The organism is Fulvivirga aurantia, from assembly GCF_009711475.1.
In the GTDB taxonomy this organism is placed as follows: Bacteria; Bacteroidota; Bacteroidia; order Cytophagales; family Cyclobacteriaceae; genus Fulvivirga; species Fulvivirga aurantia.
In genome coordinates, this window is sequence record NZ_SMMD01000885.1 from 1 (window position 1) to 13,663 (window position 13,663).

At 39.4% G+C, this 13,663-nt stretch carries 13 protein-coding genes; 6 read left to right on the forward strand and 7 right to left on the reverse strand.

The annotated features are described in order from the left end of the window. Positions 1-46: 46 nt before the first annotated feature. Positions 47-1,252 carry a molybdopterin molybdotransferase MoeA gene (locus E1176_RS14765; RefSeq protein WP_155211406.1) on the reverse strand — a complete coding sequence of 402 codons (1,206 nt, stop codon included), beginning with the start codon at positions 1,250-1,252 and terminating at the stop codon, positions 47-49. A 20-nt stretch (positions 1,253-1,272) separates the two neighbouring features. Between E1176_RS14765 and moaC the strand changes: the two genes are divergently transcribed. The 3 genes from moaC (at position 1,273) to E1176_RS21265 (ending at position 2,665) form a co-directional block, all read left to right on the forward strand. Further along, the gene (moaC, locus tag E1176_RS14770) at positions 1,273-1,749 is read left to right on the forward strand and encodes a cyclic pyranopterin monophosphate synthase MoaC (RefSeq protein ID WP_155211407.1); all 477 of its coding nucleotides are present in this window, start codon (positions 1,273-1,275) and stop codon (positions 1,747-1,749) included. Then, complete coding sequence (locus E1176_RS14775) at positions 1,742-2,317, forward strand: NTP transferase domain-containing protein (RefSeq protein ID WP_185152829.1); 576 nt, start codon at positions 1,742-1,744, stop codon at positions 2,315-2,317. Before moaC ends, E1176_RS14775 begins: the two co-directional genes overlap by 8 nt. Before the next feature lie 213 nt (positions 2,318-2,530). Next, on the forward strand, positions 2,531-2,665 hold the full coding sequence (locus E1176_RS21265; RefSeq protein WP_281349570.1) for a hypothetical protein: 135 nt from the start codon (positions 2,531-2,533) through the stop codon (positions 2,663-2,665). Here E1176_RS21265 and E1176_RS14780 read toward each other — a convergent pair. Next, positions 2,662-3,072, reverse strand: a complete 411-nt coding sequence (locus E1176_RS14780; RefSeq protein WP_155211409.1) for a molybdenum cofactor biosynthesis protein MoaE — start codon at positions 3,070-3,072, stop codon at positions 2,662-2,664. The two genes, E1176_RS21265 and E1176_RS14780, sit on opposite strands and share 4 nt — an antisense overlap. Beyond that, positions 3,072-3,314, reverse strand: a complete 243-nt coding sequence (gene moaD, locus E1176_RS14785; protein WP_155211410.1) for a molybdopterin converting factor subunit 1 — start codon at positions 3,312-3,314, stop codon at positions 3,072-3,074. The genes E1176_RS14780 and moaD overlap by 1 nt, the downstream gene beginning before the upstream one ends. 147 nt (positions 3,315-3,461) lie before the next feature. Between moaD and moaA the strand changes: the two genes are divergently transcribed. Further along, positions 3,462-4,457, forward strand: coding sequence for a GTP 3',8-cyclase MoaA (gene moaA, locus E1176_RS14790; RefSeq protein WP_155211411.1), 996 nt, complete (start codon positions 3,462-3,464; stop codon positions 4,455-4,457). Beyond that, on the forward strand, positions 4,457-5,212 hold the full coding sequence (locus E1176_RS14795; protein WP_155211412.1) for a sulfite exporter TauE/SafE family protein: 756 nt from the start codon (positions 4,457-4,459) through the stop codon (positions 5,210-5,212). The genes moaA and E1176_RS14795 overlap by 1 nt, the downstream gene beginning before the upstream one ends. Here the strand turns inward: E1176_RS14795 and E1176_RS14800 are convergent. From E1176_RS14800 to E1176_RS14810, 3 genes are all read right to left on the reverse strand, one after another. Beyond that, positions 5,209-5,433 carry a DUF2188 domain-containing protein gene (locus tag E1176_RS14800; RefSeq protein WP_155211413.1) on the reverse strand — a complete coding sequence of 75 codons (225 nt, stop codon included), beginning with the start codon at positions 5,431-5,433 and terminating at the stop codon, positions 5,209-5,211. The two genes, E1176_RS14795 and E1176_RS14800, sit on opposite strands and share 4 nt — an antisense overlap. 339 nt (positions 5,434-5,772) lie before the next feature. Then, positions 5,773-6,765, reverse strand: coding sequence for a PorP/SprF family type IX secretion system membrane protein (locus tag E1176_RS14805; protein ID WP_155211414.1), 993 nt, complete (start codon positions 6,763-6,765; stop codon positions 5,773-5,775). Positions 6,766-6,780: 15 nt separating this feature from the next. Beyond that, complete coding sequence (locus E1176_RS14810; protein ID WP_155211415.1) at positions 6,781-9,774, reverse strand: Calx-beta domain-containing protein; 2,994 nt, start codon at positions 9,772-9,774, stop codon at positions 6,781-6,783. A 211-nt stretch (positions 9,775-9,985) separates the two neighbouring features. On the opposite strand from E1176_RS14810, the gene E1176_RS14815 reads away from it, so the two are divergent. Further along, positions 9,986-12,430 carry a YfhO family protein gene (locus E1176_RS14815; protein WP_185152830.1) on the forward strand — a complete coding sequence of 815 codons (2,445 nt, stop codon included), beginning with the start codon at positions 9,986-9,988 and terminating at the stop codon, positions 12,428-12,430. A 92-nt stretch (positions 12,431-12,522) separates the two neighbouring features. Here the strand turns inward: E1176_RS14815 and E1176_RS14820 are convergent. Continuing rightward, a partial coding sequence (locus E1176_RS14820) for a M48 family metallopeptidase (protein ID WP_155211417.1) occupies positions 12,523-13,663 on the reverse strand: 1,141 nt, incomplete at its 5' end.

The following is a 13,663-nucleotide window of genomic DNA, read 5'->3' on the forward strand; positions in this document are numbered from 1 at the left end:
AGTTATGTCTCTGAGTGACGTTCTAAGAAAGGTTGCAGCAGAGCCGCTATAAAATATCTCTATAAATCAGGACTGGAAACACCTCACCTTTCTTGTAGTGCTGTTGATCCTTCGGGAGTTCTAAAAATGCATCTGCCTCTAACAAATTGGCCAAATCTCCAGACCCCTGCCCTTTTACCGGGGTCGCCATTACCTCTCCCGATTCTGATGATCCCAGTTTTACCTGCAAATAATAGGTGAGCGTAGGCGGGAAATCAAAATCATGGTCAAGCACAGCATAAGTGGTCTTCGGCTTCACACCTGCAGATAATTGCAACCAAGGCTTTACATATTTATAAAAGCACATAAAGGTAGAAACCGGATTACCCGGTAAGGCAAACACAGTTTTGTCGTCCTCCCTCCTGCCAAACCAGAATGGTTTGCCGGGCCTTTGTAACACACGGTGAAATAGCTTCTCAACTCTTAATTGCTCTAATACTTCGGGCACATAATCTTTTTTGCCTTTAGACACTCCACCGCTTAGAATGATCGTGTCATACTCTTCAAAAATTTTCTCTAATCCTTTCTTAACTGAGTCCAGTTCATCGGCCAGGTGAAAGTTCTCACTCTTGCAGCCTAAATCTTTTAGCGCAGCCTGCAAGGCGTAGATATTTGATTTTCTTATTTGGTAAGGGTGCGGTGTTTCATCTATGTTTACCAACTCATCGCCAGTACTTACCAGTGCGATTTTAGGTGCTTTAATTACTCGTACAGTCGATTTACCCACAGTAGCCATTACTGCTACATCAGCTGCAGAAATCTTTCTACCCCGCTTGAGTAGCAGGTCTTTTTTCTTTTTATCGGTTCCTCTTAAATGTATATTTTGAAAAGGAATGACTTCATCCATATCAATTTTCACCAGCGACTCTTCTTCAAAGGCTAAATCTTCATATCTGATCACCGCATCGGTATTTTGCGGCAAAACAGCCCCTGTCATCACTTCTATGCAATTAGTTTTCTCTTTGAGAATAGTCTGTGCGGCACCAGCGGGTTGCATGGTTTCTATTTTAAATGATCTTACACCCTCTTGCCAGGCATGATGATCAATGGCTATCCCGTCCATCATTACTCTGTTAAAAGGTGGAAAATCTCTATCTGCCAATATATCTTCGTCCAGTATTTTACCCATAGCCTCCTCGATATGTACCTCTTCACTGTCGGAACGGTGCAAGTGGCTGGTCACAATTTTATAGGCTTCTTCTACATCAATCATTTTCGTAGTTTTGTTGTATTATGAGCAAATTAACACATATCGGGGCGGATGGCAACCCCAAAATGGTAGACATATCAGATAAGGAAATTACTGAAAGACGGGCTGTGGCCGAAAGCCGGGTGAGCGTTACTCAGGAAATCATGGATCAGCTAACTGGCAATGAACTAGTTACCAAAAAAGGTCCTGTTTTTCAGACGAGCATTATTGCTGGTGTAATGGGAGCCAAAAAGACTGCCGATCTTATTCCATTTTGTCACCAACTGCCATTATCTAACTGCAAAATCGACATAACGACTAAGGGAAATGACATTATAATTACCTGTGAAGCTAAGGTAACAGGCAAAACCGGTGTAGAAATAGAAGCTCTCACAGGGGCCTCCGTTGCGGCACTTACCGTGTACGACATGTGCAAGGCGCTTTCTCATGACATCATCATCAAAGAAACACGCCTTATTTCGAAAAGTGGTGGTAAAAGCGACTTCAACAGAAATGCCTGAAATATATGGCCTCGTACTTAGCGGTGGCATGAGTGCTCGAATGGGTAAGCGAAAGGGTGCACTCACCTATTACAACAAACCGCAGGAAGAGCACCTATATGAGCTACTTCAGCAATCTTTGTCAAAGGTTTATATTTCTACTAAGGACAGTCTAGGGCCAAAAAACCTTCCTCTCATTACCGATCATTTTAAGATTAACAGTCCATTAAACGGTATTTTAAGTGCTTTTAAAAAACATCCTAATGTGGCCTGGTTGGTGGTAGCTTGTGATATGCCTCTGATTACTTCTAAAGAAATTGACGAATTAGTTAGCTTCCGAGACATTCACAAAATGGCCACTTGCTTTCTCAGCACGGACAATAAACCACACCCTTTATTTTCCATTTATGAGCCTAAGGCCTTTCCGCTTTTACTGAAACAATCGAAGAACAACCCCAGTCCCAGACACTTTTTAATGACACAAGCTGTGAAAACTGTTGATAAGAAAGATAAAGACTTCTTGCTCAGTGTTGACGAACCGAGCCAGTTTGAACGGGTAAAATCACTGATTCTTAGAGGCAAAATGTAACAGTTGTAGAAATTTTTCCATATATGGGAAGAAATTAATTCTACTGAAAAAAAGCTAAAAAAGCCGGAGGGCTTAAATGCTTAGAAGAGGTAAAAAGTTATTATTCCCTTACAATAAGTGAGTTACAGGCATTTTTTGCGTAGCCTGATTTCTGGTATATATTTTTTCAGCATCATAATTGCTACCTCTCAGCTAAACAAATTGTCTAAAGTTATGAGAGATTCTAAATTTGATCAGATTTTCAACAACGATGGAAGTGATACAATAGCTAAAGAGTTGGCGGGTATTTTGGCATTTAGCTTTTTAGCAGCTCTATCGATTGTCGTTTCAATATTTCTATTTATTTAAGGGTGGGCTGAAACCCACTCTTCACCATCCTCAAACACCTCCTTTTTCCAGATAGGAACGGTTTGTTTGAGGGTGTCAATTGCATACTGACAAGCAGCGAAAGCTTCTTTTCTATGCGCTGAAGATACTGCGATTACCACAGCATCTTCCCCAATATTAACAAGGCCTGTTCTATGGTGAATTACCACCATTTTAACCGGCCATTTTTGTTTTATGTCATCAACAATTTTTTGAAGTTCTTTGAGAGCCATGGTTTCATAAGCCTCAAACTCCAATCGCTGTACTTTCTTGTTGTTAGTCGCATTTCTCACGGTGCCTATAAAACTGCAAATACCGCCAGCCGAGTCAACCTCAACTGCACTTATGATTGCATCACGGTCTAAAACCTCGTTCGTAATCTTTATCATCAGCCTCCGCTTACAGGTGGAATTAGTGCTATTTCATCCCCAGCTTTAAGCCGTAAATCATCGTTGCCATACTCATTATTTACAGCCACTAAAAGCGAATTTAACTTTTCCAACTTTGGGTACCGGTCGATCAGTAGCTTTTTTAGCTCAGCTACAGAGGTATTTGAATTGAGCTCAATCTCATGCCGATCTTCACCGATTATATCCTTTGTAATTCCAAATAATAATACTTCTAACCTCATAGGTACTAATCTATCCGTAAAATCAATTAGTTCATAAATTTAGGCCAGCGATCTTTACCTCAAATTTTACAAATTCGTTTAATTAATCAGGATTACTTATAAAATCAGGTTTTAGCAAAGCAGTATAAAAAAGAGTAGTTTTGATATATGGCTCACCAAAAACTTGTCGACAATTGGGGCCGCCCCATCAATTACCTAAGATTAGCCATTACCGATCGGTGTAATCTCAGGTGCTTCTATTGCATGCCGGAAGAGGGTATCAAATATTTACCAAAGCAGGCGTTACTCACCTATGAAGAAATGGAGCGTCTGGTATCAATCTTCTGCCAATTAGGTATTGAAAAAATAAGAATTACGGGAGGGGAACCTTTCGTTAGAAAAGATTTGGTGCCATTTTTATATCGCCTAGCCGAGACTGAAGGCTTACAAACCATCAACATTACCACCAACGGCTTACTAACCGCCCAATATCTTGATGACCTAAAGCAAATCGGTGTAAAATCTGTAAATCTCAGTCTGGACACACTCGACCAAGATCGTTTTAAGCAAATCACACGAAGAGATGAGTTTGAAAAAGTCTATGAGACGCTAATCAAACTTGTAGACCATGGTTTTGATACAAAAATCAATATGGTAGTGATGCCTGGTAAGAATATCGAAGACATTTTGCCTATGGCTGCTTTGAGCTTAAAAATGCCGGTTTCTGTGAGATTTATTGAAGAAATGCCTTTCAATGGATCAACAACGGATCATTATGATTTACCATGGAGTAGCTCCCGTATAATTAAGGAAATTGAGAAAGAATTTCCATTACAAAAAATCACTGATCCAAAGCATGCTACGGCCAGCCATTACAAAATCCCCGGAAGCTTAGGCAATGTGGGTGTAATTGCTGCTTATACGCGTACTTTCTGCGGAAGCTGCAATCGCGTAAGGTTAACTGCTCAGGGTGAGCTACGCACCTGCCTATATGCTAATCACGGCCTGGACCTAAAGACATTATTAAGAGCCGACCAGTCTGACCAAGAAATAAGTCAAGCCATAATAAATGCCATTAACAACCGGCATAAAGACGGATTTGAGGCCGAAAAATCACGAAACTTCAGTGATAACTGGGAGTCTATGTCAACAATTGGCGGTTGATGGAAAGTGTTGTTCTTCTTTCTATACTATTCTTCTTTATTGCGGCACTATACTCATCTGTAGGCTTTGGAGGTGGCTCAAGCTATTTGGCCATCATGATTTTGGCAGGCATTGAGTTACATCTATTAAGATCTACCGCGCTATTATGTAATATAATTGTAGTATCTGGGGGTACTTATTTTTTTATAAAATCCGGGTGTTTAAAGCTAAAAGAGGCGGCTATCATATCGATTTGCAGCGTACCATTAGCTTTTCTTGGGGGTTACTTGCCCATAGAAGAAAAAGTAATTTTTATACTTCTTGGAATTTCTTTACTCGTGGCAGCAATTCTTTTATGGTTTAAAAAGGATGACCTTAAAACTCCAGCAAAGAAAAAACCCCTAAAATATACATTAGGGGTTGGTGGTATAATCGGTTTCATTTCTGGAATGATAGGAATTGGAGGCGGTATTTTTCTTTCGCCTTTCCTTCATTTCATAAAATGGGATAAAGCCAAGCAAATCGCTGCTATTGCGAGTTTCTTCATTTTAGTAAACTCTGTGTCAGGACTGGCCGGTCAGTGGTACCAAAACGAGATTAATGTTAATATTTATTGGGCCTGGCCTTTATTACTTTCCGTATTTTTAGGTGGCCAGATAGGCTCTCGCATTGCCATAAAAAGTTTTGATCATATGACTATCAAGAGAATCACTTCATTTGTAATTTTAATTGCAGCATTAAAAATTCTCAATGATCACCTGATCAATCTGCTTTAGCCCGGTATATGTTTTGGGTCTGCTGAACGAGGATAAGTTCTCTCCTCCTCTATTTTGCCATCTTGTGTGTGAATTTTTAAAGAACCGTCATGCTCGTTTAAAAACTCAGTGGCATAATCAACAGCCTCTTCTTTAGTCTCAAAATTCTTAATGGATTTTCCAGCATTTTCTCCGGAGAATTTCCATTGATTACCAGTATATGTTATGTGGTAGTTATCCATTTTCGTAGTTGTGGTTTTGGTTGTTCTCTTAATTGTTGTTCTTTCTCTTTTGGTTTAATTCATTGGCAAACGAGTTTATGTTTCTTCTTTGTTTCTTTTTTGAATGTTGAAGGATTCAAAAATTTTTGTAAAGTATTAATTAAAGTTTCATGATCAGATATCCAAAATCTGTTCCTAACCACGAGCACACAGGGCTTAATAGTGGACTTTTAAAAGAAAAACCCTTCTATTTTATTTTTAGAAGGGTTTTTCCTTTTTATAAGTCAAAATACGGGATTTAGCTTAAAGTACTAGATGTGAGGATCTTGCGGAATCATATCCCCAAAGTGTGAGGCAACCTTACCACATTGGCACGTGACCATTGTAGTTGTAGAGTTGTAACCCAATCACTATTTCGTGTGTACCCGAGTGATAATTGCTAAAATCACCCATATCATACTCATATGAGTAACTGAGCCTCCACAAATCGTTTACAGTGATACCCACCATACCGATGAGTGTTTCATCATTTCTGTAAGAAAGACCAGCCCAATACTTCTGCAAATACCTCAACCGCGCACCTGCATCGTAAAGCACAGGCGCAGTTTGATCATAGCGTGCAAATACATTAGGTACAAGCTCGAAGTCTTTATTGAGGTACATTCTCAGACCTAACATAGCTTGATGGCGGCTTTCTTTATCACCTACTTCTACATTGTCATTTCCACTGATTTGTGTGTTTACCACGGGAGCCATGGTGTATGAGAAGTAATACTTGTCAGAGTACAGTGCTAGCCCTAAACTTGCTTCAAGGTAAGTATTGGAGTTACCATTTTGCATGTAAGAAACATAAGTAGGGTCGTTGATATCATTTTTTACAGTGACCTCAGACAGATCAATCTGGTTGCTTGAAATACCACCCGATACACCCATAGACAGGTAGCTTTTTGCGAATACAGGTACGTGCACGGCATAATTAAGTTTAGCTTCAAACTGGCTGAGCGGCCCAAATTTATTTGACTGTATATAACCTCCCACCCCGTGCTTAATTTGCATTTTTTTATTAAGTCTTTCGCTTAAACTTGTTCTAAAAAGTGGTCTCTTACGGTTGTTATAAGTCCTAAGCATGGCGTAGCCACTCACATAATACGTACGTGGAGCTCCTTCAAAACCACTCCACTGTTGGCGGGTAGATAGCCTCAAATCCAAAAAATCGTTGGCTCCTGTAAGTGCTGGAGCATATGCCGGTAAATTCTGAAAGTATTGACCTAACAGTGGCTGTGATTGCGCGCTTGCCGAATGCCAAAAACTAGCAAGCAAAGCGACCAGACAAATGTATTTAAGTATTTTCATGACAATCAACCTCTATTATTTTAATATCATCACTGTACCTTTGTAAGTACGTTTTACGCCATCTTCATTGAGCTCAATAATGTAGTAATATGAGTCTACACCAAGAGCTTTTCCATTATAGGTTCCATCCCAGGGTTTTTCATACCCCCTCGATCTGTACATTTCCTGCCCACTTCGGTTGTAAATCCTTACGATCATCTCAGGATACCTTTCTGCATTATCAATCTCCCAGGTATCATTGATTCCGTCACCATCAGGCGTAAAGCCCGTGTAAATCACAAAATCAGACTCTTCATCAGGAGTAGGTACAAGACTAAGGCTAAATTGCTTCTCGAAAACCCCACCTCTCCCATCACTGGCGCTTACTCTGATGGAAAAAGTAGCCTGTTGCTCATAGTCATACTCATCATTGGTAAATAACTGATCATCAACCACATAAAACCTTTCATTATCATCATCTCCCATTCCGTTGACAAGCGTGTAAGTGTGGTTGTCACGTTCATCTACATCTTCTGTGGTAAATGCACCAATAAACTCATTTAAACCTATATCTTCATTGAATTGATTACTACTTAAGAAAATATTGGTAGGGGCAGTATTGACACCGAGAACATAAAAATTAAATGTTGTAGATGCTTCTAACTCGCCATCTGTGACTTTAACCGTCACTACAGCTTCACCAATCTCATCTGCCACCGGTGTAAGCTGTACAGATCTATTTTCACCATCTCCTGCCAAAGTGATGCCTGACATGGGTAGCAGCTTAGGATTATTAGATTCAGCAGTGACCCGCAGACTGCTTGTTTCTGTGTCTATATCACCAATTCTAAATGTAATAACTTCACTCGCCTCATTCTTTTCGAGCTCTACATCGGCAATCGATGAAATAGTAGGTGCATCATTAATACCGTTTACAGTTATAGTTACGATAGCTAAATCAGAGCTATTAGCCCCATCATTCGCACGGTAAGTAAAAGTATCTTCACCATCAAAGTCCACATTCGGTGTGTAAGTAAAAGATCCATTAGCTCTAAAATCCAGTGATCCATTAGATGGATTAGATTCTAATGTAGCGGTAATTTCTTCTGACTCTGAATCATTATCATTGCTTAAAACACCTGGTGCAGGCACTTCAAGTGTGACTTCTTCATCAGTGGAATAGCTGTCATCACCCACGACCGGAGGTGTGTTATCTGTGGGTATAATTACAATATTAAATGTCAACCCGTTTAGCTCATTGCCATTGGGGTCTTCCACAGAAAAATCAAATTCATCGAGCACTGTGTCTGTACCATCATGCCTGTAAATAATTTGATTATTATTTATTTCATTTTGAGTAAAGCTATTGATCGAATTCCCGCTGGAAGATCTGCGCTCTAACTGACCGTGATCAGGAGTATTTTTTATTCTAAAAGTAAGGGAGCCATTATCTGAGTCAATATCATTTGCGCGTAATTCATTGCTGTCAATAGTCTCTGTAGCACCCTCAAGTAGCGTTATACCCGCATTTCTTACGATCGTTGGAGCTATATCGTCAACATTATTAAGTCTAATGGTTACTGCTTTGGGAGCACTCACATTAGCACCATCACTCACCCTTACCTGTATGGTAAAACTTGTATATGACTCATAATCCAGATCATCCTTATCTCTAACCCTGAGTCTCCCGTTATCATCAATTTTGAAAGCATCTTTTCCGTTGCCATTAGGGTTAACATTGGAAGTAATTTCCCAGTTTTCAAACTCAGTGCCCTCATCGCCATCAGTGGCTTCAACAGTACCGATGAACGTGTTTTCATTGCTATTTTCATCAACATTAAATACCTGATTATCTACAATCACTGGTGTTTCATCATCATCGTTTATCGTAATATTTACCTGCTGAGTGCCGGATTCGTCCCCATTTTCTACTTCATCAATGTCAATAGTGATTGTTTCATTAGTTTCATCCAGCTCATCATTTATGATTGATATATTTCTTTCGACATCAGTTTCTCCTGCCGGTATCGTTATCGCGCCCGGGCCATTATAATCGTCTCCGGAAGTGGCTGTACCACTGTAATCAAATTCAACTTCAATATCTTGATAAGATGCAGCTGATAGTTGCACTCTTAGGCTTGTATTCCCGATATTTTCTGCCACAGTAGCGGAGCTTGTGCTAATTGTAACAGTTGGTCTGTTATCATCATTAGAAATTGTCCCTACCCCTTTATCGTCTTTAATTGTGGCATTTTCTGCATTGCTGAGATTTACAAAAAAGGTTTCGTTTTGTTCATAGGCTGCATCCTCCAAAATTTGTACAGAGATCGTTTGAGAAGTTTGCCCGGGATTAAATGTAACTGTTCCACTTTGTGCTGTATAATCTGAGCCAGACTTAGCTGAACCGTCTTCTGTAGCGAAATCAACCTTCACCTCTTGATTAATTGATTCTGACAGGGTTACTTCAAAATTAGCAGTTGCATTGGCTTCATCGATCGTAACGTCTGTTATGCTGATTTCAGCATTATTTACAACCTCACCTTTAAAAGTATCGATGAACGTGTAGTAGAAATCCCTACTGGAAATAACAATTTCGTCAACAAGGATATCGTCAAAATCAAGTGTTTCATCCTCATCATTTTCAATTTCTTGCTTTTCAATTTCGTCACCGTCTAAATAGGCAATTACTTCAACATCACGTCCATTGTTATTGATAAAGATGCTTGTAAATATAAATTGATTACCATCCGACCTTTTAATCGTGAATGTTTCGGTTGTATTGCGGTCAAATTCATCAGAATACAAGAATATGGCTGGTGAAGAATTATCTCCATAACCCGAGGTATGATAGATTTCACCGGCATCTTCACCCCCTGATTGAAAAATAAACTCCACGCCAGCAAGTGTACGTGTAAACGACATGCATTCATCACACGGATCATCATCAAATGTTTCATTAAATGTTTGAGCCATCACAGACCCCATACATAGCTGAAACGACAAGTATAAAAGGAGTTTCTTTGGTTTCATAAGTCAATCACTGTCAGCTTATTAAGATAATTGCTGGTTTCTAAAAAATAATAAAGCCAACCATCCACATCTCAGGTATCAGGGTAAACAAGCAAACCGTGTTTTAGTTATAGAATTTTCATGCAAATGACCTTTCTATCAATTGCTCAGCGCAATTATTTTTTTTATGCTTTCAAACTTTTCTATTTTGCACCCTCAGAAAAACCGATACATGAAAAACATAAAATTCACCCAGCATATATTACCCCATCTTGTAGCGATCATTACTTTCCTGATTGTTACTCTCATCTTCTTTAAACCGTTTTTTTTCGACAATAAAAACCTCGATCAGCACGACATTAATCAATGGCGAGGTGGTGCCCAGGAGCTCATAGAATACAGAGAAGCAACCGGGGAGGAAGGTCTTTGGACTAACTCAATGTTTGGCGGCATGCCAGGGTATTTTGTAGATGTAAAGTGGAGTGACGGTCTCATTACCACTTTAAAAGGCGTTCTAGTGGTGGGTTTACCTCACCCTGTGAGAAACATTTTTCTGGCTTTTATCAGCTTTTACATTCTATTATTAGCCTTCAAAGTGAGGCCCTACTTAGCCATTGGTGGTGCTTTGGCTTTCGGACTTTCTTCATTTTTGATCATTGGGCTGGGTGCGGGACACAATGCAAGAATAGGTGCCATAGCGCTCATGCCACTGGTATTGGCCGGTATTCATATTACGTTTACCCGTCATAAGCTTTTAGGGTTTGGTGTTACGGCCGCAGCACTGGCCTTAGAGCTAAGAGAAAACCACCTTCAGATCACTTATTATCTACTTTTAATGGTTTTGGTTTATGGCCTTATAATGCTTATTGATGCTGTAAAAAAAGGAGAAATAAAGCCGTTTGCCACCAAACTAGGTATTCTGATTGTAGCAGCTATTTTGGCTGTGGGCACCTTTGCGGGTAAATTCTGGTCTACTTATGAGTACAGCAAATATTCGATGAGAGGCCCTTCTGAGCTTAAAATTTTGGGTGAAAAAGAAGATAACACGGCTGGTCTTAATAAAGATTATGCTTTCCAGTATAGCAATGGCATACTAGAACCACTCACTTTGATCATTCCGAATTACTATGGCGGAGCCAGTTCTAACTATTTGGTACAGGACGAGGACAGCCAGGTCTTAAAAGCACTTCAGCGAGCCGGAGACCAACAAACTGCCAATCAATTGGCCCGATATACAAGTGCTTACTGGGGCAACCAACCGCTCACAGCGCCATATTACGCTGGTGCGATCATATGCTTTTTATTCGTCATTGGGCTGGTAATGAGTGATAAAAAATATGTGATATGGCTTAGCGTAGTCACTGCCTTAGCCATCATTTTGAGCTGGGGAGATAGCTTTAAAGCCTTCAATTATTTTATGTTTGACTACTTCCCAGGCTACAATAAATTCAGGTCGGTGACCTTCGCACTTACCATGGCCTTTGTAGCTATTCCGCTATTAGGTTTCATTGGCTTAGAAAAGCTTTTAGAAAAAGGCCTCAACAAACAAACTCAGAAAAAACTCATCACTGCGTTGGGGGTAACAGGTGGCTTCTGCCTTTTGGTTGTGGTATTTGCCGGTATGGCAAGCTTTACACGACCGGGTGAGGAGCAACTGCCTGCCTGGTTTTTAAACGCACTCTCTGACGATCGTGAAGGACTTATGCGTGGTGATGCATTTAGGTCTCTCATTTTTATTGTTTTGGCCGGTGCCGTGGCATTCTTAAGATTAAAAAAGGTGATCTCCTACCCTATCATGGGTGGTATCTTCGCTTTGTTAATTTTAATTGATTTAGCTGCTGTTGATAGCCGGTATTTTGGGGAAAATAACTACAAAAGATCTGCAGATCGCTCATTTTTCCAGCCTACAGACGCTGATAAAGAGATTTTGAAAGATAATGGGAAGTATAGAGTATATAATCTACAAGGCGCTATGAATGAGGCCAGAACCTCATATCATCATCATTCCTTAGGTGGATATCATGGTGCAAAAATGAGAAGATACCAAGACCTTTATGATCACTGTATTCAGAATGAGACGCAGCAAATGATTCAAAGTCTGCAGTCAGGCAATCAGGACCTATCAGGTTATGGTGTTGTAAATATGCTAAACACCAAATACCTCACCTTTGGAGCAGGTAAAAACGCAATTATTCCAAATATTCATGCCAATGGAAATGCGTGGTTTGTGAGTAAGATTATTAAAGCTAATAGCCCTGATGAAGAGCTCAGCAAAACTTGTGATATTAATACATCTAATCAAGCTGTAGTAGACATTAGCAAATTTGAGATCGATCAAACTTCCTTTAACACTTCGGGTACAATTGCGCTTGAAAAATATACTCCGAACAAAGTTTCTTACACTGCTAATGTGGAACAAAATGCATTGGCTGTATTTTCTGAAATATACTACCCAGTAGGCTGGAAAGCCACAATTGACGGTAAAGAAGCACAGATACTTAGGGCTAACTATGTGCTCAGAGCTTTAAAAATACCTGACGGTCAGCATAAAATTGAGTTTACTTTTGAGCCAGACTCGTACTATGTGGGTGATAAAATCACTTTCGCCTCATCGCTACTGCTTATTTTACTCCTTATAGGTAGTCTGGGACTGACTTTGAAGCAACGATTGAATTAATCTACCACAGGTATTTCAATAAAAAACAAGGGCTTACCTAGCGAGATGCTGAGTAAGCCCTTTGTTTTATAATATTCTTTAAATTTAAGCACCTATTTATCCAGAGCGTGCAATCGTTTAAGCAGAGGAGGATGAGAATAATGCACAAATACATAAGCCTCATGTGGATAAAGATTGCTCAAACTATCCACTGATAGCTTTTTAAGTGCATTTTTTAGCTGGTCAGCATTGTAAGTTTGTTTGGCATATTCATCAGCCTCAAATTCATTTTTTCGACTAAAAATATTTCCTGCTATTCCCAGAACTTTAGAAATAGGTGTGTACAAAATACCAAAGGCTATCAGGTTTACATGTAAGGCCAATTGCTCCGCACCCAATGCCTGAGAAAGGTTCTCATTAAAAATCATAAATGACATTATAAATAGCATGAGACCCATTTGTAGAATTGATATACCAAAGCCATATACGATGTGCATCTTCTTAAAATGACCTACCTCATGGGCTAAAACAGCCACTAGCTCCTCGGTTGTATGGTTTTCTATTAAAGTATCGTATAAAACGATTTTCTTTTTCTTTCCAATTCCAGAAAAAAAAGCATTGGCCTTTTTAGATCGTTTGGAGCCATCAATAACATAAATGTTATCGATGGGAAAATTAATTTTATTACTGTAAGCTTCTATGGCTTTTTTGAGTTCACCGTCTTCCAACGGTGTTAGTTTATTAAAAAGGGGCAATATGAGCGAGGTGTAAAACATATTGGCAATCAAGATAAATACCGCACCTACAGCCCAGAAATACAACCAAAACTGTGATCCAAACTCATAGATAAGAAAAATCAATACACCAAGGAGAGCCCCTCCTACAATGATTGCTAGTATATAGCCTTTTAATTTATCGAGAATAAAGGTCTTGGGTGTTGTCTTATTGAATCCAAACCGATCTTCGATTACAAATGTACTGTACACCTGAAAAGGAATGTTTAACAGATCAGAAACGATAAAGAGTACTCCAAAGAAAGCCAGTGAGAGAATAATCTCATTTTCAATAAATGGTCTTAAAAAGGCATCAATGTATCCAAATAGCCCAAAATACAGCACTACAAATGATAAAATAAAGCTAAATGCTGAGGTTATAAATGAAAATCGATCTTTCGTTTTGTGATATTTTTGAGCTTTCTCATACTTCCCAGCATCATAAAATGATTGCACTTCTTCAGGTAATTGCACTTTTCTG